At 45.1% G+C, this 23,594-nt stretch carries 19 protein-coding genes; 9 read left to right on the plus strand and 10 right to left on the minus strand.

Features of this window, described 5'->3' with window-relative positions; all coding sequences use genetic code 11:
- Positions 1–142: 142 nt before the first annotated feature.
- Both FLM53_RS04285 and syd read right to left on the minus strand, forming a co-directional pair.
- A complete protein-coding gene (locus FLM53_RS04285; protein WP_017630798.1) occupies positions 143–919 on the minus strand; it encodes a Zn-ribbon-containing protein in 777 nt (258 codons plus the stop codon).
- 4 nt (positions 920–923) lie between these two features.
- Complete coding sequence (syd, locus tag FLM53_RS04290; protein WP_017630799.1) at positions 924–1,469, minus strand: SecY-interacting protein; 546 nt, start codon at positions 1,467–1,469, stop codon at positions 924–926.
- A gap of 131 nt (positions 1,470–1,600) precedes the next feature.
- Here syd and queF point away from each other — a divergent pair, with 131 nt between their 5' ends.
- The 5 genes from queF (at position 1,601) to xni (ending at position 9,103) form a co-directional block, all read left to right on the plus strand.
- Entirely contained in the window at positions 1,601–2,446 is an 846-nt protein-coding gene (queF, locus tag FLM53_RS04295; RefSeq protein WP_176680317.1) for an NADPH-dependent 7-cyano-7-deazaguanine reductase QueF, read from the plus strand.
- A 55-nt stretch (positions 2,447–2,501) separates the two neighbouring features.
- A complete protein-coding gene (locus FLM53_RS04300; protein ID WP_176680318.1) occupies positions 2,502–4,760 on the plus strand; it encodes a lipopolysaccharide assembly protein LapB in 2,259 nt (752 codons plus the stop codon).
- Positions 4,761–4,878: 118 nt separating this feature from the next.
- On the plus strand, positions 4,879–6,444 hold the full coding sequence (locus FLM53_RS04305; RefSeq protein WP_017630802.1) for a GGDEF domain-containing protein: 1,566 nt from the start codon (positions 4,879–4,881) through the stop codon (positions 6,442–6,444).
- 331 nt (positions 6,445–6,775) lie between these two features.
- Positions 6,776–8,140 carry a nucleotide 5'-monophosphate nucleosidase PpnN gene (ppnN, locus tag FLM53_RS04310; RefSeq protein ID WP_176680319.1) on the plus strand — a complete coding sequence of 455 codons (1,365 nt, stop codon included), beginning with the start codon at positions 6,776–6,778 and terminating at the stop codon, positions 8,138–8,140.
- 189 nt (positions 8,141–8,329) lie between these two features.
- Positions 8,330–9,103 carry a flap endonuclease Xni gene (gene xni / locus FLM53_RS04315; RefSeq protein WP_176680320.1) on the plus strand — a complete coding sequence of 258 codons (774 nt, stop codon included), beginning with the start codon at positions 8,330–8,332 and terminating at the stop codon, positions 9,101–9,103.
- Between the two features lie 110 nt (positions 9,104–9,213).
- On the opposite strand, the gene FLM53_RS04320 is transcribed toward xni, so the two are convergent.
- From FLM53_RS04320 to FLM53_RS04340, 5 genes are all read right to left on the minus strand, one after another.
- On the minus strand, positions 9,214–11,253 hold the full coding sequence (locus tag FLM53_RS04320) for a TonB-dependent siderophore receptor (RefSeq protein WP_176680321.1): 2,040 nt from the start codon (positions 11,251–11,253) through the stop codon (positions 9,214–9,216).
- Positions 11,254–11,704: 451 nt separating this feature from the next.
- Positions 11,705–12,796 (minus strand): 23S rRNA (cytidine(2498)-2'-O)-methyltransferase RlmM, encoded by a 1,092-nt coding sequence (gene rlmM, locus FLM53_RS04325; protein WP_086715245.1) that lies wholly within the window; start codon positions 12,794–12,796, stop codon positions 11,705–11,707.
- A complete protein-coding gene (locus tag FLM53_RS04330) occupies positions 12,793–13,191 on the minus strand; it encodes a DUF423 domain-containing protein (RefSeq protein WP_176680322.1) in 399 nt (132 codons plus the stop codon). The genes rlmM and FLM53_RS04330 overlap by 4 nt, the downstream gene beginning before the upstream one ends.
- Positions 13,181–13,804, minus strand: a complete 624-nt coding sequence (locus tag FLM53_RS04335; protein WP_176680323.1) for an alpha/beta family hydrolase — start codon at positions 13,802–13,804, stop codon at positions 13,181–13,183. The genes FLM53_RS04330 and FLM53_RS04335 overlap by 11 nt, the downstream gene beginning before the upstream one ends.
- Entirely contained in the window at positions 13,797–14,705 is a 909-nt protein-coding gene (locus tag FLM53_RS04340) for a transcriptional regulator GcvA (protein ID WP_017080068.1), read from the minus strand. The genes FLM53_RS04335 and FLM53_RS04340 overlap by 8 nt, the downstream gene beginning before the upstream one ends.
- A 649-nt stretch (positions 14,706–15,354) precedes the next feature.
- Between FLM53_RS04340 and FLM53_RS04345 the strand changes: the two genes are divergently transcribed.
- Positions 15,355–16,592 (plus strand): IS3 family transposase gene (locus tag FLM53_RS04345; RefSeq protein ID WP_176679224.1). Its coding sequence is split into 2 segments (ribosomal slippage): positions 15,355–15,727 and positions 15,727–16,592, totalling 1,239 coding nucleotides; the frame shifts between segments, so codons are not numbered across the junction.
- 68 nt (positions 16,593–16,660) lie between these two features.
- Here FLM53_RS04345 and thiI read toward each other — a convergent pair.
- The 3 genes from thiI to pomA form a co-directional block, all read right to left on the minus strand.
- Positions 16,661–18,109 carry a tRNA uracil 4-sulfurtransferase ThiI gene (thiI, locus tag FLM53_RS04350; protein WP_176680324.1) on the minus strand — a complete coding sequence of 483 codons (1,449 nt, stop codon included), beginning with the start codon at positions 18,107–18,109 and terminating at the stop codon, positions 16,661–16,663.
- Between the two features lie 338 nt (positions 18,110–18,447).
- Positions 18,448–19,395: a flagellar motor protein MotB gene (locus FLM53_RS04355; RefSeq protein WP_017633412.1), complete on the minus strand. Its 948-nt coding sequence runs from the start codon at positions 19,393–19,395 to the stop codon at positions 18,448–18,450.
- A 12-nt stretch (positions 19,396–19,407) separates the two neighbouring features.
- A complete protein-coding gene (gene pomA, locus FLM53_RS04360; RefSeq protein ID WP_004734406.1) occupies positions 19,408–20,172 on the minus strand; it encodes a flagellar motor protein PomA in 765 nt (254 codons plus the stop codon).
- Between the two features lie 297 nt (positions 20,173–20,469).
- On the opposite strand from pomA, the gene xseB reads away from it, so the two are divergent.
- Genes xseB through dxs form a run of 3 tightly spaced genes read left to right on the plus strand, consistent with a single transcriptional unit; the run spans position 20,470 to position 23,522 of the window.
- Positions 20,470–20,712, plus strand: a complete 243-nt coding sequence (xseB, locus tag FLM53_RS04365) for an exodeoxyribonuclease VII small subunit (protein ID WP_004734405.1) — start codon at positions 20,470–20,472, stop codon at positions 20,710–20,712.
- Positions 20,713–20,732: 20 nt separating this feature from the next.
- Positions 20,733–21,617, plus strand: coding sequence for a (2E,6E)-farnesyl diphosphate synthase (ispA, locus tag FLM53_RS04370; RefSeq protein WP_176680325.1), 885 nt, complete (start codon positions 20,733–20,735; stop codon positions 21,615–21,617).
- Positions 21,618–21,638: 21 nt separating this feature from the next.
- Positions 21,639–23,522, plus strand: a complete 1,884-nt coding sequence (gene dxs, locus FLM53_RS04375) for a 1-deoxy-D-xylulose-5-phosphate synthase (protein WP_176680326.1) — start codon at positions 21,639–21,641, stop codon at positions 23,520–23,522.
- Positions 23,523–23,594: the final 72 nt, after the last annotated feature.

The following is a 23,594-nucleotide window of genomic DNA, read 5'->3' on the forward strand; positions in this document are numbered from 1 at the left end:
TTAATGCTCAATATGGAGGTCAAAAAAAGAGAAACAAACAAGAAGCTAACAAGGAGAAAACAGAAGAATAAGTATCGAAGTATTGATCAACACTTCGATACCTTGAATCGCAAATTAAGCTTTAGGAGTTAGGGATTTAGAGTTACTTAAGATGATCCCAAGAGATATTTGATACCAGACGGCAGTCATCACACTTGAAATAGAAAATATCGTGGATCGGCGCATCTAGCAGCCATTCGCCACCACATTGAGGACATTTACGCTCTTTTTCAGCTTTTAAGCTGATGCCACCTACGCGGTACAAGTAGTAATAAGTCGGGATCTTCGTAAGATATTCAATGCGTCCTCTTAAGCCCCAACCGCGTTTAAACAACACACTTTTGGTATCGCTGATCTCAGTCAGAGTTGCGTGTTCAGCACGACACCCCCCACCCATTTGGACTTCATCACAGGCTTGCCATTCAGTCTGCCATTTCAACACGGCTTTATGGTCACCATTGAAGGTTGGCGGGTTGCGGTACAGAGGGATCGGTAACAAGCTATCGCCACTACGTAGCGGTGAACAGGTATGAACGAACGTCGTGTAAAGTACCTGCCAGCTAGGCGCTTCGTCTTCAGCTACTTCTTCAGAGTTAAGATCTCGACCAAGTAAACGCATTTTTGGCGCAAGCAGGCTCGCGTTAGACAAGCGATCAAAACACACTTTCACGAAATCTGAGTGGTTACGCGGATGTAAGCTGTCTTGCTCTGGACAGACAACGCGAACATAAAACTCACCGTCACCCATCACGATAGGAAACTCACGACCCAGCACTTGTCCGTTATAACGAAGTGCATCCATTAAGCCATTAACAGCCTTGTCGACAGCGCTTACCGTTGTGTTATCAAAACACTCAAATTGAAGTTCTAGTACGTACATCTATTTATACCGCTGGTTGTAGCTTTTCTAAGAATTCTGCCAATGTCTCGGCGAGTACATCTCGATTTTTAGTGCCTAAGCGCTCTAAAATCACGTTGCCCGTTAGGTTACAGATAGAGATAACATCCAGTTCCGCGTCAGTAGCTGCGATGAAAACCGTAGGCTTTAGCTTTAAGCGACGTTGAGTCACGAGGTGACCTAAGATGTTTTCTTGTAGGCATTCGAAGTCTTCGTCACTCCAAATCTGTAATAGAGTCAGTTCATTACCGTCGAAGGTCGCATTCATGTCTGCGCTGTATTGCGCACCGTAGAAGGTTTTGATGTCTTCGTGCAGCGTCAATTCAATGCCCGTTTCAACGTTAGTGAAATCTGCGAATTGCTCACGTGGATAGTGCTTCCATAACACGGCATCGCCGCTCTTTTCTTCTACACATGGCGATACCACGTCCACCAACTCCTCATTGCGAGGTAAGCTTTGGTGTTGCTGTTGCCACGCGTCAACGTATCGCTGACTAAAAGAAAGTAGTGCGTCTTGAGCACGTTGAGTCATGAAAATCTCCTAAACACAAAATAATAAATAGAATCCGAGCCCTTTCCGTGTCGATTAGGCGATGACTTAATGACAGGGTAATGGGGATTCAGTAAAATCGACCCCATTCTAATCGAATTTGAAACGAAAGTATGAGCAAATATTCTGACGCAAAAGAGCTAGCGGGTTTAACCCTAGGCCAAAAAACTGAGTACTCTAACCAATACGATGCAAGTTTATTGCAACCTGTACCCCGTAGCCTGAATCGTGATGATCTTGCGCTAAACGGAGAACTGCCTTTTGTTGGTCATGATATTTGGACAATGTACGAACTTTCGTGGCTAAACACTAATGGCCTACCACAAGTGGCCGTGGGTGAAGTTTTCATCCCAGCAACGAGCCCAAACTTAATTGAATCAAAATCTTTCAAGCTGTACCTAAACAGCTACAACCAGACTCAATTTGAAAACTGGGAGCAAGTAACTGAGCGACTGACCCAAGATTTGTCAGCATGTGCAGGCGAAACTGTCATTGTGAATGTAAACTCAGTAACCGACTACACCAACCAACCTATCGTAACGATGGAAGGCGACTGTATCGACAACCAAGACATCCAAATCACTAGCTACGACTTTGAAGCATCACTGCTTGAAGGCGCTGCTGGCGAACAAGAAGTGGAAGAAACACTGCACAGCCACCTATTGAAGTCGAACTGCTTGATCACCAACCAACCGGACTGGGGCAGCGTTGAGATCGCATATTCAGGTAAGCAAATTGACCGTGAAGCTCTGCTACGCTATTTAGTTTCTTTCCGTGAGCACAACGAATTCCACGAACAATGTGTTGAACGTATCTTCACTGACATCATGAAATACTGTAGCCCATCGAAGCTAACCGTATTCGCACGTTACACGCGTCGTGGTGGTCTGGATATCAACCCATACCGTTCAACAGAGCAAGATAGACCAAGCCACAACAAGCGTATGGCTCGCCAATAATAGGCTCAAGACACACACTTATTGGAACCTACCTCATCTTTAAAGGGACATTGAAATGCGTTGGTTATACGTCGTTAGCCTATTTATTTTAAGCTTAAGCACATCGGTTAATGCGTCGGTCTATTCATCGGCGCTGCTCAACGAAGCCAATAATTTGGTTGAGATCGAGCCGAGCCAAGCAAAACAAATGGCCAACAGCTACCTAACGCTACGTGTCCTTTCTGATCAGCGTGAGAAAAGCCCTTCGGCAATTTCTCGCGAAGAGACAGACTCTTCGATTCGAACCCCAAACAGCAGCATCGATGCCTACAAGATACTAGCGAAAGCCGAGTACAACCTTGGCAACATTCGCATTGCGATTCAGCACATCGACAAAGCCTCTGAGCTCGCGAAAACCTATAAGCTTGAGTACCTCAAACTGGATCTCGAGATCCTAAAAGTACGCTTACTTTGGCTAAGTGACAGAAAGTCCGCCAAAGCAAAGGCAGAGCTAGCCAATATTGAAACAAACCTAGAATCGGTGAATAAAACCTTACGTCTGACGGAAGGCATCACCTACCGCTTGATCATGCTGAAAGCCGATATCGCCTCTTACGATAACAAGATCGATGAAGCGGAAAAGTACTACCAAGAAGCGAAGACTTACCTCGACCAACGTTACTCTGAAAAAGTGACCATCGATTACCACATCTCGGTCGGTGAGTTTTACCTGAACCACAAAGAGTACAACCACGCGCTATCTGAGTTGTTGTATGGTTATTGGAAGTCGGTAGAAGGCAACCTGAGCTCTCGTTTGGCTAAGGTAAACCGCCTGCTGGCGCAGCTTTTCTTTGAGCGACAAGTACTAGATAAAGCACTAGAACACCTATCTCAAGCTGCTGATTTTTATGACAACTTTGAAAATTCTCCAGTGTTAGCACAAGTGCTTAAAAAGATGGGTGATGTGTACTTCTTCCAAGGTAAATACAACCTAGCCCTAGTCCACTTTTTCAATGTTCTTGATCACGAGAGTACTGACCGAGACATCTACCAAGTCATTGATATTCGTCTAAGTTTATCGGCAACCTACTTACGTCTTTATAACTACCCTCTTGCAGAGCAGTACCTAACCCGAGCCCTCGAACTGCTCGAGTACACTGACATTCCGAAACTGGAAGGTCGCGCTGCACTGCTATCGGCAGGTTTGGCTTACCATCTGCAAGAGAGCGAAGATGTCATCAAGCATGCGACACGTGCGCTTGAGATATCGCGTCAGGTCGAGAACATGCGTTTGTCGCAACGTTCATACTACTTACTCTCTTTGGGTTATGAACAAGCTGGTCGTCCGCAACAGGCGTTGGCTAACCTTAAGCAATACAACAGTCTTGTCTCTTTAGAACAGCAAAAACTCAACCGTGTTGGTGAAGACGCATTCCGCCAACAGAAAGAGTTTGCCGAACAAACCCTGCACTACGCAGGTCAGGCGCAAGAGCTAGAGAAATACAAACTGGAGCATCGCAAGTTCCAAAAGATATCGTTCGCCCTATTCTTGTTCAGCATTATCTTGTTCTTCTTTGTGTTGCGTCGCGGCTACATCATTCAAACCTTAGCCAAAGAAGTGGACTCACTGCGCACTGATCTGTTTACGCACTCACGTTCAAAACTTCCGAACCTAAGAATGCTCAATGCGAAGCTTTCAAATTCATTAGAGCAAACCAGCCAAACTTTTGAGCAATGGCAGATGGGTGAATTGATTCATGAACCGCTCAACGACCGTTTACGCTTCGTGATGATTGACCTGCCGTTCCTACGCAACATGTACACGCAAAATGGTTATAAAGCGGGTCTCGAGCTCGAAGACGCTTTCGGCGAGTTCTTAAAATCAAAGCTGGAAGGCCCAGCTCGTGTTTACCACTTCTCAGATGCGAACCTACTTTATATCGAACCTAATTCTGATCGTGATTTATCACCTGAGGCGATGTTCAAAAAGATTCAATCTTGGGTGAATAACTTCGAACCTGAACGCAACATCAACCGAACCGTTCGTATGGGCATCGCGGATTACCCGTTCTTGCCACGCGCTTATACCGCGATTAACGATCAAGAGCTGCTTGACGTGTTATTGATGTCAACCAACCTAGCGCGTGAGATAAGTCTCAAAGAGCGCAGCAGCCAGTGGGTATACCTCAAAGCTATCGACAATGCACCAGCAGCAAGCCTTGCAACCGGTAACATAAGAGAAGCGTGTAAACATGCGATTAATCAAGGGTTAATAAAAATACAATCGTCGTACCAGAATGAGGACAACATCAAAAAAATGCTAAAAGATGACTGATTTGCGAGCGGTTAAGACTTGCAAGTCGTGACCTTATTTTTAGTTTTGTTATTATCGATGTAACGGAATTTCATCAAAATGATCGAGATCGGTCTACGCGGCGCTAATTAATACATCTATGGGCATTCTTGAAAAAGACATTCAGGCGCAACTCCACCAGCTGAAATCTCAGTTGGAGCAGGTACGTTTGACGCAAAGAGACACCTCGTTCAAATTTATTCGAGAACAAAAAGTTCTAAAACGTATCGTCACATCTTTAAGTGATGCATGTGTTGGCAGTAACAGCCATTTAGATGAAAACCTCATTGCCCTTAGGGAAGAGCTAGAAAAGCAAAAAGACATTAGCTCAATGATCCCAAAGCTGGCAGTATTAGAAAGGATGCTTAAGCAGAAAACGTTGGCTATGGATAAACAGAACGGATATCTGGACGATAGCATTAAGCACAGTGGGGAAACGCTGCAACGCATCACTGGTTTACCAGCGCAGTTGAAACGCGACCTACGAAACTTACTTAGCTTCTCCGAATGCAATGGCAGTCAGAAAGTCGACCATGCCATGAAACTTCTCGGTATTTATGAGCGTGCCATAAAGATTATGGCGAACAACTCACGCACCCATTTTGCCGACGCTGCACAATCTCCAGAGCAAGAACTCCTTTCCGACCTATCAAACGAATTACAACATCTGATCACTGAACTCGACTTCGAGGGTGAATCGGGTGATCTGCTTACCGATATTCGAGCAAAACTGCTGCTTGGTGTTTCCACACAAAACCTACTTGAGCTGACACTGCAAATTCTCAAGCTGGTCATTGAAGGCACCAATCTAGAGCGTAAAAAGTCTGAACAGTTTATTGATCAGCTTAACTCTTCACTTGCGTCTAGCATCAAAACCGCAGACCAAAATGCCGACCAGAGCCAAAGCTACTTTGAGCACCGCCAAGGCCTTAATTCAGAATTGAATGAGTTGGTTTCTAAAAGCCAAAGCTCAGTGGATAAAGCTACAGACATCGATAATTTAAAGATGTCGATTAATCCGCTGCTCAGTGAAATAGCCTCGCTTTCAGAAAGGCTGAATCACGCGGAGCAGAAAGAACAAGCTCTCATAGAGAGAATGAGTTACGGAAAAACTCAGTTAGACTCGCTCTATGAAGTCACCCAAGATTATCGTAAGCGCTTGGAAGATCAGGCTCAGCGTATGCTGCTTGACCCTCTAACGAAGGTGTACAACCGCACTGCTTTTACCGATCGCTTAGAACTTGAATACCGCCGCTGGATTCGCGCGCAGCACTCACTGCGTGTAGTTCTGTTAGACATCGATAACTTCAAAGCCATTAACGATAGCTTTGGTTATACCGCAGGTGACAAGGCACTCAAGATCATCGCGAGAACCATCACCAAAGAAACCGGCACCACCGATACTGTGGCGCGCTTTTCTGGTGAAGAGTTTATCTTGTTGCTACCTGAGCAGACCGATGAATATTGCCATCAAGTGATTCAAAACATCCAGACTCAAGTTAGCCGCTTACCGTTTAAGTTCCGTGACCAACAAATCACGATTACCTTATGCGCTGCGAGTACTCAATTTAAAGAATCAGATACACCTGAAGAAGTGTTAGAGCGACTCAATAAGACGCTAAATAAAGCAAAACAGCGCGGTACTAACCAACTGGTTTGGAACTAGACCTTTTCTAGATTTAATTTATTTCATTTTTTCAAATACTTATCACATACCATTTCCCTCAATGTTTGCTAAGCTAATGATTAACATTCGCTTAACAAGCATTCTTGGCAAACAATGCTGTAAAGTCGCTCTTAAACCAATGTATAGTCGCTCTTAAGCCGATACATATGAGCTATTAAGCAAGTTTACATAAGCCATTAAGCAACGCTGTCGTATCCGTTTCGTCTGGTTAACTCTCTCACCCTTAACCAAACACTTTCAACGTTTGCTTCTCACTCTCGAGCCAGAGGGTCATTTCAACGTCCCCTGCTCTTTTCAACAAGGAGGCACTATGATCACTCATATCAGCCCTGCCGGTAGCATGGATTTACTCTCTCAACTTGAGGTTGAGCGTCTTAAGAAAACCGCGTCTAGTGATCTGTACCAACTGTATCGTAACTGTACGTTAGCGGTACTCAACTCAGGTAGCCACACCGACAACTCCAAAGAGTTACTCGACAAGTACCTGTCGTTCGATGTCGAAGTCGTTCGTCGTGAGCGTGGTATCAAGCTCGAACTGAGCAACCCACCTGAGCATGCTTTTGTTGATGGTGAAATCATCAAGGGCATCCAAGAACACCTATTTTCAGTGTTGCGTGACATTGTTTACGTCAATATGCATTTGGCCGATAACCAAAGACTCAATCTCACCAACGCCACTCACATCACCAACCTTGTGTTTGGTATTTTGAGAAACGCAGGTGCACTAACTCCAGGCATCGAGCCGAACCTCATCGTGTGTTGGGGTGGTCACTCAATCAATGCCAGCGAGTACCAATACACACGTGAAGTGGGTAATGAACTTGGCCTGCGCGAACTGAATATCTGTACGGGTTGTGGACCGGGCGCGATGGAAGGTCCAATGAAAGGGGCTGCGATTGGTCACGCAAAACAACGTTACACCGATCATCGTTATCTAGGACTTACTGAGCCTTCGATCATTGCGGCAGAGCCACCAAACCCGATAGTGAACGAACTGGTGATCATGCCAGACATCGAGAAACGTCTTGAAGCCTTCGTTCGTATGGCGCATGGCATCATCATTTTCCCGGGCGGCCCAGGTACTGCTGAAGAACTGTTGTACATCTTAGGGATCATGATGCACCCGAATAACGCCGAACAACCAATGCCGATTGTGTTAACGGGCTCGAAAGAGAGCGAAGCTTACTTCCGCTCGATTGATAAGTTCATAGGTGAAACCTTAGGTCCTGATGCACAAAAACATTATGAAATCGTGATTGATGACCCAGCACGTGCTGCGAAGATCATGAAGCAAGCGATGCCAAATGTGCGCTCTCACCGTAAAGAGACAGGTGATGCCTACAGCTACAACTGGTCATTGCATATTGAACCAGAGTTCCAACTGCCGTTCGACCCGACTCATGAATCTATGGCGGCACTGGATCTTCACATGGACCAAAAAACAGAGAGCCTAGCAGCGAATTTACGTAAAGCGTTCTCAGGTATTGTAGCGGGTAATGTCAAAGCCGAAGGGATTCTAGAGATCGAAAAACATGGCCCATTCATTATCGATGGCGACAAAGAGCTAATGACCAAAATGGACCAACTGCTGAATGACTTTGTTGAACAGCATCGAATGAAACTGCCGGGCGGTACTGACTATGTGCCTTGTTATAAAATTGCACCGAGCAATTAGTTACACTCACTCATTGCAACCAAGTAAATGATAGCTAAGTAAGTGCTGACCAAGAAGCTGATAAACAATTGGCAGGCATAAAATTAATCAGGTTATGACGTTTACGTTGATAACGTTTCAACTCACCAAGTGATACGTTACTATAAGGGGCTAGCAGCCCCTTTTTTATTGCCTATTTAGTGGAAACTTATGTCTATCCATCTTGTTATTATCGATGCCTTAAACCTCATCCGACGCGTGCACTCTGTTCAGCCGGATCCAACCGATATAGCAAGAACCATCACCACGACAACTCGTACGCTCAATAAAATTCTTTCTGAGTCTAAGCCAACCCACATCATCGCGGTTTTTGATCACCATCTACAAGACCGAGGCTGGCGTGCTGAAGTACTGCCAGCTTATAAACAGAATCGTAAACCGATGCCAGAACCACTGATGAAAGGCCTTGATGCGATCCAACAAGCTTGGTGGGAGTTAGGTATTGATTCACTATTATCAGATGGCGATGAGGCGGATGATCTAGTTGCAACATTGGCAAAGAAAGTGGCTGATCACGGCGAAACCGTCACCATTATCTCTACAGATAAAGGCTATTGCCAACTGCTATCACCAACACTCCAGATCCGTGATTACTTCCAACATCGTTGGTTAGACAAACCCTTTATCGAAGCTGAATTTGGCGTAAAGCCTGAGCAATTAGCAGATTACTGGGGATTAACCGGTGTGAGCTCTAGCCAAGTGCCGGGGATCCCAGGTGTCGGCCCGAAAGCGGCAAAAGAGATATTAACCACCTACCCTGATATTGAAGCCGCCTATCAAGCAGAAGACTTGCCGAAGAAATATCGTAAGAAATTCGATGAACACATCGAGTCAGCTCGTTTATGTAAGCGGGTTTCGGCTTTGAAAACAGACATTGATTTAGGCTTTAACCTGCAAGATATTCGCTACGAAGCAAACGCTTAGCTCTATGTAGAACTCTCTGTTCTAAAAAGCTTCAGATACAGAAAAGCCTTAGTCGATACTAAGGCTTTTTGTTATTTACGGCGCCCGCCTAAGCGGACTTAATCGGATGATTAGAAGTTATAAGCGATAGAGGCTTTGAAGTTACGACCCGCTTCATAGCTGGTGTACTTATCAGAGCCCCAAGAGATACCAAAGCCAGTGTGCTCTGCGTATTTCTTATCAAGTAGGTTATCGATACCGATGTTCATCTCTAGGTCTTTAGCAAACGTAGGAGTGTAAGCCGCCCAAATGTTGTGTGTTGCAAAACCAGCACGCTTCACTTGTTCACCATCTTCGTCCATGTAGTCATTACCTGGCACAAAGCGAGAGTCCCAACCAAACGCAAACTCACTGTTTAGGCTGTAGTTGAAGCCCGCTTTGAAGTTGTGAATACCTGTTTTGCTCATATGGCTGGTTTTGCCATTTTCTAGATCTTTCTGGTCGCCGTCTGAGTATGAGTGGTTCGCGTATACGCTCAGAGAATCTAGCTCATAACTCAATACTGTTTCCACACCCCATACTTCAACATCATACTGGTTTGCCAGTGTTGAGTTGTTCTTGGTTGGGTGCATTTGGTTATCAAGGTTATAGGTGTAAGCCGTGAAACCTAAGATAGCGTAGTCAGCAGCAAGCAGACGCGTCAGCTCGTAATCAAAACCCGCTTCGTAGTTGTTGCCCGTCATCGCTTTAGTATCAGACTGGTTAACATCAGGCGCAGCTTTCATCGTTAAAGCTTCTGGCAATGATGCACCTTTAAACAGACGACCATAGCCGACACGAAGTTTTAGGTTATCCGTGGTTTGGTATTCACCTTTGAATTTCGGAGACAACTGGTCGAAGTCGCCATCGTAAACACCACCAAGTTTATGAACGTCGTAACGCAAGCCAGTGGTTAGGCGGAAATCACTGAATTCATACATGTCTTGTAGGTAAAGTCCGTAAGCAGTGACTGTACCACCATCCATGCCGTACTTCTTGGTTTCACCTTGCTTAGAACCGCTTTGGTAAACGCCGTCACCCGCGTCAATCCATTGCTCTGCCTTGTAACCATCAAGGCCGTAAGTCAGCTCATGCTCGCCAACCCAAGAGATATTACGGATGTCACCACCAATGGTCGTCACGTTGTATTCGCGATGTGGGATTGATAACTCACCATCTTTCGTAAATTCCCAAGAGCCATTTACTTGATTCCAATCGCCGTAGTCTTCAGTTAAAGCATCACGATCCATGTACTGTCGGTTGTAGTAGATATTGGTTTTCAGATGTACCAAATCGCTACCTGCGTCGTATTCGTGTTGCAGAGTCACAGTATCGCGGTTTAGCGAGTGGTAGTTGTGTTCATCGTCAGCATACAGAGCACCTGCCTTCTCACCTGACAATTGGCGCTTACCGCCATCGTTGTATCGGTTGAAAGTCAGCTTGAATTCGTTGGCATCGTTAGGGATGAAAACAACCTTAGCCAAACCTGATTTCAGTTCGCCCTGCTTAGACGTTACCGCTTCCTGATCTGGGATATGCAGGTCGCCATCTTCTGAGTAGTTTGCGATACCCATGAACTGCAGCTTGTCGTTCACTTTTGCATACACAGCAACGTTGGTTGCGAAACGCTCGTAAGCGGTTTGGTAACTGGTTTTAACTCGAGCACCAATGCTTTCACCTGGCTTAAGAAGGTCGCTTGGATCTTTAGTCTCGTAGCTAAACGAGCCATTGATCGCACCTGAACCCGATAGCGCAGAGTTACCGCCGAGTTCAATTTCAGCACGCTTAAGCATCGCAGGGTCAATCGCCTGATCACCCGAGTGGTGGAACAGCTGACCTTCTTGACGCGCACCATCAATGGTCACTACGGCAAATTTGTCTTCCATACCACGTACATACACTTTACGAGAGTAACGTGCGTTTCCGTCTACCGTTACGCTTGGCATAGTATTCAGAACGTCTTTAATGTCTGATGCTTGTTTCTTTTCAAGAGTGTCAGAGTTGATTTCAGTCTGAACAAGTTGGTCAAGGGCAGAACCGATAACAACAACGGTTTCTTGTTCGTCAGCAGCAAGCGCTGTAAATGAAGTTAAGGCAACCGTAACGGCCACTGATAATGCTTTAAGTTTCATATTCTGTTTTTATATTTTATAGATTCAAGTGAGGAGGCGTGAATATTACATAATTTGAATGATAATTCTTATCATTTACATTCTTTACTTACGTTCCCTTACTTTTAATAAAACAGAATTCGATTAGGATGTTCTGGCTGTAAAACTTACTTCGTTTTGCTGCTGAATCTTTGAATAAACCCTTCTTCGTATCACCCCTGAATTAGGTAGCCGTATGTCTCGATCACTTACGGCTTTTTTCATATAAAATCACCGCTGATATAGGAAGTTTAACGATTTTCATGCCAGTTATGTTGACAGTCATAACACCAACATCTGGCTCATTGATGCGACTTCTCACGACATGTAACAATGGATTTAACTGAGCAATTGCCAGACTGCAGATACAAAAAATGCCCCTTAAAGGAGCATTTTCTTTATCTCGACACTGAGACTGACACTAACGTAAATATTAGTGCGGTGAGATGTTTGAAAGCGACTGGATATGAACCGTGATCTCTTCGCGATCGTGGTAAAGGTGCTTAGCTTGCATCTTGAACTTCACTTTGTTCTCAATAAGGAACACTTTTAGGTTCTCGATATCTTGCAGTACTTCATCGTAACGGCCTTTCATTGGCAGTTTCAGGTTGAATAGTGCTTCTTGTGCCCAACCTTTGATGATCCACTCACCCATCAGGTGTGCAACACGAGCTGGCTTTTCAACCATGTCACAGATAATCCAAGTGACGTTCTTGCGGTCTGGTTCGAATTTAAAGCCATCCACCATGTGGTGCTTAATCTGACCCGTTTCCATTAGGCTGTCTGCCATCATGCCGTTATCTACACAGTGAACGAACATAGAACGCTTAACCAGTTGGTAAGTCCAACCGCCTGGACACGCACCTAAATCAACACCCCACATACCCGGAGCCAAGCGCTCATCCCACTCATCACGAGGGATGAATACGTGGAACGCTTCTTCTAGCTTCAATGTAGAACGGCTAGGTGCATCTGATGGGAATTTCAGACGAGGAATACCCATGAAGAACTGTGAGTTGTTCGATGGGTAAGAGTAACCCACAAAGCAGTGACCCGGAGCGATGAAGCACAAGTGCAATACTGGCTTCTTAGCGTTATCTTTAGCGGTCATCAAGCCTTTGCCACGCATTGCTTGACGCATTGGCACGGTAAACTTACGGCAGAACTTCAATAGTTCTTTTGCTTCGTTAGTATCTGGCGTTTCAATACGAATATCGCCACAACGTGGGAAGCCTTCTTTTTCAGAAAGCGCCTCAAGAATAGGAGAGATACGGTCATCAGTTGGCAGGTCTTTGATTTCAACCGCTACAGCTAGCATTTGACGAGCAAAGATCAGTGATTGGAAGTCGATCTCTTTGATCAACTTGTCTGCTTCACCTGCTTGGTAACATTCAAACAATACAAAGCCTGTATTGTTCTTTAGGCGAGGAAAACCAAACACTTCCAGTTGTGTTGCCTTGTCTTGAATTTCGCCAGCACATTCTTTTTCAAAACCAGAGCGACAATAAAGTAGTACGTGTTTCACTGAGTTACCTCTTTTATATTCAAAGCAGCGAAGGAGAAGGCTCCCCAACCAATGATAAATAGTAGACCACCAAACGGTGTTATAGGCCCAAACCATTTTATTCCTGTCAGTGCTAGCCCATAAAGGCTGCCACTAAAACAAAGGATGCCGATGATAAAGCAAATTGCCGCAATGAAAAAATATTTTTGTGATTTAGCGCCAAGTTTCATCTGTAGCAGAGCACCACACGCCAATATCGCTAGAGTATGAATAAACTGGTACTGAACACCCGTCTCGAACACCCCCAAAAGATACTCAGGCAAGATGGCTTTCAAACCGTGTGCAGCAAATGCCCCAAGCATCACAGCGATCGCGCCAGAGATGCCTGCGAAAGTGAGTAAATACTTACTTTTCATTCAGCACCTCTTTGATAAACGCAGATAGCTTTTCAACGGTTAACGCGATGTTCTGTTGTTCCGTATAGCCTGAGCTCTTGCGCGGCTTGAAGCTATGGTCGCCATCAGGAATAAACTCGACACGAATTGAATCCGATAGATTGAAGTCAGCAAACTCTTCACGCTTACCAAAGGTATCGCGCTCGCCTTGTAAAATAAGACACGGCTTGGTTAACTCTGCGAGATGTTCGCCTTTGTACTTCTCTGGTTTGCCCGGCGGATGGAAAGGAAAACCCAAACACGCCATCGCAACCACTTTATCCAATTCAGATAAATGACTCGCCATGCGTCCTCCCATCGATTTACCACCAATCACAAGCTTATCAGCATCGCATTGCTCGATGATCTCTTGGTAGGCTTCAAGTAGCTTAGGGGCTCTGTCAGGTGGACGACGCTTGCCATCTTCAGCACGCTTGATCATGTAAGGGAAATTGAAACGAATCACCCGTATCCCTTTAAATGCCAGCCCTTTTGCCACTGACTGCATGAACTCGTGGTCCATGCCAGCACCCGCGCCGTGAGCGAAGATAAAGGTGATTGGGTTGTCTTCACCATCGATAATGATGTTATTCATCCAGCAAGTCCTCTTGTTCACTTTGCGCTTTAGCCAGCATCCAATCACGGAAAGTCGCGATTCGGCCCATGTCCGCTTGTTTCTCGTGACACACTACATAGAAGGCGTTCTTACTCACCAACACCTCATCAAACGGCGCTATCAAGCGACCCGCTTCTATTTCAGGTTGTGCGAGAACGTTGTTACCCAATGCGATGCCTTGGCCGTGAGCTGCCGCTTGAAGCACCATGGTTGAGTGACTGAAGATCGGGCCATGGTTTACGTTAACTCCGTCGATACCATTTTGTTTAGCAAACTGTTTCCAATCTTTTCGAGAGGTATCGTGCAATAGCGTATGGCATGCCAAATCACTTAGAGATTCTAATGGTTTTGTTCCTAGCAGCACTGAAGGAGAACAAAGCGGAATCAGATACTCTTGATACAGCTTGTCGGCTCTCAAACCTGACCAATTGCCTCGACCATAATAGATAGCAACGTCGACATCATCCGTTAGCGAGCCTTCATCCATATCCACGGCTTTGATTCGCACATCGATATCAGGTTCTTGCTGATTAAAGTCGGCAAGCCTTGGTACTAACCATTGAATAGCAAAACTTGGCGGTAAGCTGATGGTCAATGCACCCTTCTCACTTCGCTCAAGCACTTTGTCAGTGGCTTCTGCGAGTGATGTGAAAATATCTTTGATATCTAAGAAGTAGCTTTGCCCTTCTTCAGTTAGCAACAAAGAACGGTTTCTTCGACGAAAAAGCTTCAAAGATAAGAATTCTTCAAGTGCTTTGATCTGGTGGCTAACCGCGGCTTGAGTAACAAACAACTCTTCTGCGGCACGCGTAAAACTCAAGTGTCGAGCAGCGGCTTCAAACACTCTTAACGAGTTTAATGGGGGTAATCGACGAGACATAGTTACTCTCTAAATAAGCATTAGTTTTTTTTATCTGAAACATTATAATTTGTCCATTGCCTAGCGGCCAGAGAAATTCTATATTTCATTCCGCAGCAGCTAGCCTGAACGGCTTGATTCTCTCTAGAATCAATTGGCTTAGCTCCTGCGATGTTGTGTTTGCAAACTCGTACTTTTCGAGTTGGGTAGAGTTCTACCAAATGTTTTGTTGCAGTTATACCCTGAAACGAGGCATATACTTCCTGTATTTATTTTGACCTGTCTGTCAAATTTGTTTACACCGCCTATATGGCGGTGTTTTTTTATACCCAAAGAAAAGTAACAACAAGTTTATCAATAGCTGTGCTAATTAATCCTTACTATTTTCTCACTCTAATCACAAAATTTAACGCCTGCTTACGTAAACAATCATACGCATACAAGTATAAGCACTTCATTGCGCATTTTGATAACAACTCTCACCTAAATTCTTTTTATCACACAGCCTTGTTTTTACGACCAAAAACCGCACGAACGAGGCTAGTAAACCACTTTATCGACGACAGAATAACAATCAACCGATAAATAAAAAGCCGCTTACTTTCCAGTAAGCGGCTTTTCGTATGTGTTTGTCTCGTCCTGAAATGTGTTTACACATTGAGGACGAATTATGACTACTTCAAATAATACCTACGTTAAGCGCACTCAGCGTGATTACACACTAGGCTTTAAATTACAGGTCGTCGCCGCTGTAGAAAGAGGCGATATGACATATAAACAAGCCCAAACCATTTATGGTATCCAAGGCCGTTCAACCGTTTTAACCTGGCTTCGAAAGCACGGTAAGATGAATTGGGCGCAAAATCCAAGGATGAATGTCATGAGCCAATCACCTAAGCCTAAAGAATCGCCTGCACAGAAAATAAAACGTCTTGAAAAAGAGTTGGAAGACGAAAAAATCAAGAACCTCTTCTTAAATAGAGTGGTTGATATCCTTGATGCTGAGCACGGAACCAGTCTCAGAAAAAAGTATCTAGCCAAGGAGCCAGAAGCCTTCAAAAGCAAGAAGGAATAAGTCTAGTTCGAGTATGTAGGCTTTGCGGCATAACAAGGCAGAGTGTTTATCAACGAGAAAAGCGAGCTCATCACCGTCGGTTAGAGCTTAAACCGATTAAAAAAATGGTGTTGGATATTAGGCGCTATATGCCTCGGGTTGGTACTAGGAAGCTCTATTTTTTAATAAAACCCAGACTACAAGAACAAGGTATCAAGTTAGGCCGAGATGCGCTTTTCAACTACTTACGCGCTGAGCGATTGTTGGTAAGACCTAAGCGTAGTTTTACAAAAACGACCAATAGTCGGCATTGGATGAAGAAACACCCGAACTTATTAAAGGACTACAAGCCATGTAGTCCAGAGAGTGTGTTGGTGAGCGATATAACCTATGTTCAATCTGATGAAGGAGTTCACTACCTATCATTGGTTACAGATGCTTTTAGCCGAAAAATAATGGGTTATGAGCTGAGTAATGAAATGAAAGCGACGGATGTCGTGAAAGCGCTAGATATGGCTATCAAAGAGCGTCGATATCATCATTCTTGTATCCATCATTCAGATCGTGGTCTACAGTATTGCTCAGGTGTATATCAAGATAAACTGAAAACTAGCGGCATAATGCCTTCGATGACAGATGGTTATGATTGCTACCAAAATGCCTTAGCAGAAAGAATAAACGGGATCCTGAAACAAGAGTTCTTACTTGATAGGTGTAAGAGTCTTGAGGAGCTTAAACGACTAGTAAAAGAGTCTATCAATATCTATAACAATATGAGGCCGCACCTCAGTCTCATGATGAAAACTCCAAATGAGGTGCATGAAAAAAGCCAACAGCTGGCGCTGTTGGCTTAGTAGAAATACTGTCAACGTATTTTAGGACGAGACAGTTCTCAAACCGAAGTCATACCATCAAAGGCTAACTATGGACGGTAAACCTTAACGTTTTTGAAGCCTTGCTCTTGCAAGTAAAGCGCTTGCAGACGGCTCATTACGCCACGGTCACAGTACAGTAGGTACTCTTTACCTTGGTCAAGGTCACCAAACTGAGTCGCTAGCTTGTAGAAAGGTAGGTGCTTCACTTCAACACCGTCGATTTCTAGTGGGCTTTCGTCTTCTTCGTCTGGGCTACGGATATCTAGAACGATAGCGTGGTCAGCAACAGCCTGAACTTGTTCAACTTCAGGTGCTTGCTCTTGGCTCTCTTTCTCAATGTCACGGATATCCATAACACGAGCGTTCTCGATCACTTGATCCAGCACTTCAAAGTTAAACTTAGCTTCTTCTGCTTCTAGTTTACCTTTCTTCGCTTTCACTGTTGGCTTCTTAGAGATAACACCACAATACTCAGGCATTACTTTCGCGAAATCTTCAGTACCAATGATACGAGACAGGTCGATGATGTCTTCTTTGTCCCAGTTGATAAGTGGACGAAGGATTAACGTATCTGTCACGTTATCGATGTGGCGAAGGTTAGTTAGTGTTTGGCTAGAAACCTGACCTAGTGCTTCACCAGTAACCAATGCTTCGATCTTGAACTTGTCTGCAACCATACCACCAGCACGCATGAACATACGCTTAAGAACAACGCCCATTTGGCCGTCTTCTACGTTCTCAAGGATCTCAGCAACAACAGGTTCGAAGTCTACAGAGATGAACTTCACTTTTGCAGATGAACCGTATTTGTTCCATAGGTAGTGAGCCACTTGCTTAACGCCAATCTCATGCGCAGGGCCACCAAGATTGAAGAAACAGTAGTGAACCTTAGAACCGCGTTTGATGTGCAGGTAGCTTGAAACGCCAGAATCGAAACCGCCAGAGATCAAGCTTAGTAGGTCTTCTTGAGTACCAAGAGGGAAACCACCAAGACCTTTGTGACGAGCCAGAACTTGGTTAAGTTTGTCGTTAGCCACTTCAACTTTAACCGTTACGTCTGGGTTCTTAAGTCGAACTTTCGCTGACTCAACAGCTTGGTTTAGACCGCCGCCTACGTAGCGTTCTAGCTCGATAGACGTAAAGTCATGCTTACCACGACGCTTAGCGCGAACAGAGAAAGTCTTGCCTTCAATGTCAGCACGGCTGCGTTCTAGTACTTGCTCGTAAATATCGTGCAAGTCTTTGAATTCAGACTGTTGAACTTCAAGAGAGTGGTGAATACCTGGAGTGTGAGTCAGAGCCTCTAACACTTCTGTGTAGTACTGGTCACTCTCAGAGGTCACTTCGATATGGTCACGACGGTTGAATACCGCAACACTTTCACAGCGACGCTGAATAACGTTACGAATGTTGCACTCTAGAATCCTTGTGAAGCGCTTACGCACCGATTCACTTTTTACAAAAATTTCCGGATGGGGCTTAACAATAAATTTCATAGTACTTTCACAACATTAATGTTCAAAATTTTTAAAAGGCTCTTCGCCAAGTAAATTAGAGAATTTACACAGCACTTGAAGCAAGAGTAGATCATATCTAAATCTAAGGGCGCGAATTATACATGAGAAAGTGAAACAAGGAAAAGAGTGCTTGCTTGGGCACCAGTAATAAATACGCACCTTATTAAAAATAGCACCTCTGTTCACTATCGACAGTTTGATGGATGTACAAAGCAATGATCAGCTAAGAACTAACGGACAAAAGAAAAAGCCCAACCTCATCATAAGGTTGGGCTTTCTGGTTTATTTAATCACTCGATATAACTCAAATCTCGATACTATTGAGAGATAGCTGGGACTTCTTCACTGTATAGCGGCTCGCCCTGCATGATGCTGATCTCTACGCGGCGGTTTAGGCTGCGTTGCCATTCAGTATCGTTCGGTTCTACTGGCTCGGTGTCGGCCATACCACGTACTCTCAAGCGTTGATGAGAGAATCCGCGAACCTTTTCCATCTCTTGAGCAACAGATACGGCTCGCTGTGATGATAAGTCCCAATTCGAACGATACAGCTCAGAATCAAGCCTTTGGTTATCGGTGTGCCCTGAGATTCGAACAATACCCGGAACATCTTTCACCAGTTCAGCCACCTGTCTAACCAACGGTCGGAACTTAGGCTGTAGAAAAGCAGAACCTGATGGGAATGCGCCCTTCTCACGAATTCGAATCACAATCTGTTGGCCAAGGTTTTCCACCTCAATCGCGCCTTGGTCGATTTCTCTTTCCAACGCCTTCTTGATGCTCTCCATCAAGGTTTCCATCTCTTGCGATTGAGCTTCAGCTTGCTGTTGCTGTTGGTCTGACTCAGAGTTTTGATTATCGTGAGTCGAAACCTCTGGCGACTTGCCTCCGGTCATCTTGCCTTGGTCACGCATGGTGCCGCCAGCACGCTCAGATTCACCTTCATGAAACTCCAGCGTCTGCTGAGTAATATCAATGGTTTGCTGCATGATCACATCAATCGGTGTCGGCTCTGGACGACCAGGGCGAAACTCTTGTGCAATGATGCTGGTCCCTTTCGGGATGTCTTTTACTTCTAAGCGGTTTTGTACACCAAACGCAAACTTCATCGAGCCTGCGATCTGTTTAAACTTCAGTACGTCCATCTCAGAGAATGAGAGCAGCAGTACGAAGAAACACATCAGCAGTGACATCAAGTCAGCAAATGTCCCCATCCATTGAGGTAACCCCGGTGGAGGACATTTACATGGATTCTCTTCATCCATCTTAAACTCCTCTTACGCCGGTTCACCATCAATCGTACGCTTACCTTCGTTGAGGTAGCTCTTGAGGTAACCATCAATAACTCGTGGGTTCTGGCCATCTTGAATCGCTAACACGCCATCCATCACCAAGCGACGGTTAAGTGTCTCTTGGTCACGACGTAGCGCAAGTTTATCGGCAATTGGGAAGAACACCATGTTCGAAAGAATCGCACCATATAGGGTGGTTAAAAGTGCCACCGCCATCGCAGGACCGATCGCTTTAGGATCATCCATGTTCGAAAGCATGGCTACCAGACCAACTAAGGTACCAATCATACCCATCGCAGGGGCAACATCACCGAATGCAGAGAACACTTTTGCGCCCTGCTCGTGACGCTCTGTCGTTAATGCGATGTCTTTTTGCAGTGCAGCACGCACCACATCACCATCATGGCCATCCACCAATAAGTCGATGCCCTTTTGCATGAAGCTGTTGCTGATTTCCATCTCTTCAAGTGCTAAGAAGCCACCTTTACGAGCAGCGTCTGCCATCTCAACCACTTTCGCGATCAGATCTTCAGGCTCATCGGCTTTAAACATAAATGCTTTGCCGGCAATTTTGGTCGCACCAAAGAACTGCCCCATGGTGAACTTCATTAGAACAACAAATGTTGAACCACCAACCACGATCAAAATGGATGTCGTGTCATAGAACATCCCGAGGCTTCCACCTAGGATCATTGCCATGATTACAAAGGCAAATCCACCAATCAAACCTATTAGGGTTGCTAAATCCACTGAGCACTCCTCATGCTTTTTTGTAGCTCTATGTCGACGATAATCTTTTTATCGGCAAGACTATAAGATCTTTTAGTAAATTCTTGGCCTAAGTATCACACTTTTGGTTTTTGAATCACAACTATTACCCGCTTTGCTCTTATCAGCCAGTCATAAACTCGATAAAGGTGGGGTTATTCGATGAAAGTGGCTTGAAGCCTCTTAAAAACGAACTTTCTAGCAAAATTTATTGGTTACATTTGACCATATCAGCGGCCTAGGGTAACGTTCGTTCATCTTTCCAAACGCAGATTTATTATGGCTACTAAGAAACCTGAAAATATGAGCTTTGAAGCAGCAATCGAAGAGCTTGATGGCTTGGTTGATCAACTAGAAAATGGTGATCTAGCTTTAGATGATGCGCTGAAAAAATTCGAACGAGGCATCTCCCTCGCTCGTGCCGGTCAAAGTAAACTAAACGATGCTGAACAACGTGTTAGCATCCTACTGCAAAATGATGAAAATGCAGAGCTGAGTGACTTTAACCCACAACCTGAATAACGAATTGTATGAGATCCCCTATGATCGAGACTTTATTGTCTTATCAAGCACGTAATAACGAGCAATTGAACCTTTGGCTTGATCGCCTACCACACCAAAATCAGAATCTTATCAACGCGATGCGTTATGGATTACTTTTAGGTGGTAAACGCGCACGTCCATTTCTTGTCTACATTACAGGGGACATGCTCGGTTGTACCGCTGAAGAGCTCGATACTCCAGCCTCTGCAGTCGAGTGTATTCATGCCTATTCTCTGATTCACGACGACCTTCCAGCAATGGATGACGACGAACTGCGTCGTGGCCATCAGACTTGTCACATCAAATACGATGAAGCGACAGCAATTTTAACCGGCGATGCACTACAAACTCTCGCGTTTACTATACTTGCGGAAGGCACATTAAGTGCTGACGGGGAAAGCAATCGCGTTCGAATGATTCAACGCCTAGCTGAAGCCTCTGGTGCTCAAGGTATGTGTATTGGTCAGGCACTTGATATTGAAGCAGAAAACTGCGCTGTCACACTAGAAGAACTGGAAGAAGTTCACCGCAATAAAACGGGGGCTCTGATGAAGAGTGCGATTCGTTTAGGTGCACTGGCTGCTGGTGAGAAAGCGTTTGAAGTACTACCTCAATTAGACAAGTACGCCGATGCCATCGGGTTAGCCTTCCAAGTTCAAGACGATATCTTAGATATCACTAGCGACACTGAAACGTTGGGTAAACCACAGGGTTCTGACCAAGATTTGAACAAAAGCACCTACCCTTCTTTGTTAGGTTTAGAGGGCGCTCAAGAAAAAGCGCAAACTCTGCTACAGGAAGCGCTTCAAGCTTTGGCTGCAATCCCATACAATACCCAGTTACTCGAAGAGTTCGCCCGATACGTCATCGAGCGCAAGAACTAAGACAATAAGCGCGCATTACCTATGACTCTTGATATATCAAAGTACCCAACTCTTGCTTTGGCTGATAAGCCAGAGGATTTGCGTCTTCTTCCGAAAGAGACGCTAACACAGCTTTGTGATGAATTACGCACCTATCTTCTTAACTCAGTGAGCCAGTCAAGTGGTCACTTAGCGTCAGGCTTAGGTACGGTAGAGCTAACAGTCGCTCTGCACTATGTGTACAACACGCCTTTTGACCAGTTGGTTTGGGATGTTGGCCACCAAGCATACCCGCACAAGATTCTTACTGGTCGTCGTGACCGCTTGTCGACTATTCGTCAAAAAGATGGTCTACACCCATTCCCATGGCGTGGAGAAAGCGAGTACGACACGCTTTCTGTTGGTCACTCTTCAACATCGATCAGTGCAGCTCTCGGCATGGCAATCAGTGCTAAGAAAGAAGGCAAGAATCGTAAAGTCGTGAGTGTGATTGGTGACGGCGCAATTACTGCTGGTATGGCTTTCGAAGCGATGAACCACGCAGGCGATATTCACAATGACATGCTGGTTATCCTGAATGATAACGAGATGTCGATCTCTGAAAACGTAGGTGCTCTGAACAACCACCTAGCTCAAGTTCTTTCTGGCAGTCTTTACACGTCTATTCGTGAGGGCGGCAAGAAAGTGCTATCTGGCGTTCCGCCGATTAAAGAGCTGGTTCGTCGTACAGAAGAACACCTAAAAGGCATGGTTGTCCCTGGCACCATGTTTGAAGAGTTAGGCTTTAACTACATTGGTCCAGTTGATGGTCACGATGTGAATGAGCTGATTAAAACGCTGAAGAACATGAGAGACCTCAAAGGCCCTCAGTTCTTGCATATCATGACCAAGAAAGGCAAAGGCTACGAACCAGCAGAGAAAGATCCAATTGGCTACCACGGCGTACCTAAGTTCGATCCTGCACACTCAAGTCTGCCTAAGAGCACCAGCTCTAAACCAACTTTCTCTAAGATTTTTGGTGACTTCCTGTGTGATATGGCCGCGCAAGACCCTAAGCTAATGGCGATCACGCCAGCGATGCGTGAAGGTTCTGGCATGGTGCGTTTCTCGAAAGAATACCCAGAGCAATATTTCGATGTTGCGATTGCTGAGCAGCACGCCGTGACGTTAGCAACCGGTATGGCGATTGCGGGTGATAAGCCGATTGTGGCTATCTACTCAACGTTCCTGCAACGTGGCTACGATCAACTGATCCACGATGTGGCCATCATGGATCTACCGGTTATGTTCGCGATTGACCGTGCAGGTCTTGTGGGCGCCGATGGTCAAACTCACCAAGGTGCGTTCGATCTAAGCTTCATGCGTTGTATTCCAAACATGGTGATCATGGCACCAAGCGATGAAAACGAATGTCGCCAAATGCTATATACAGGCCACCAACACACAGGTCCAAGTGCGGTTCGTTACCCTCGTGGTAATGGCATGGGTACTGAGATTCAAAGTGAGTTTACTGCGCTTGAGATTGGTAAAGGTCATATTGTTCGTGAAAGTGCGAAAGCAAAAGATGGCTCGAAAGTCGCTATCCTAAGCTTTGGTACCTTCCTTGAGAGCGCGCTTCAAACCGCTGACGCTATTGATGCGACGGTTGCAGATATGCGTTTTGTGAAGCCGCTAGACGAAGCTCTGATCAAGCAACTTGCTGCTGACCACGATGTACTGGTGACTATCGAAGAAAACGCTATCGCAGGTGGTGCGGGCGCGGGTGTAATTGAATTCTTGATGCAAGAGAAGCTGCTAATGCCAGTGTTGAACCTTGGCTTACCAGACAAGTTTATTGCTCAAGGTACTCAAGGCGAACTGCATGAAGAGCTTGGCTTAGATGCGAAAGGTATTGAGAAGTCTATCTCTGACTACCTTGCTAAATAGCTTTCACAAGCAAACAGCATAAGCTACAAAACAAAAAAGGTTGGCCCTAGGGTCAACCTTTTTAGTCTCTGC

The organism is Vibrio sp. Scap24, from assembly GCF_013394185.1.
Classification (GTDB): domain Bacteria; phylum Pseudomonadota; class Gammaproteobacteria; order Enterobacterales; family Vibrionaceae; genus Vibrio; species Vibrio pomeroyi.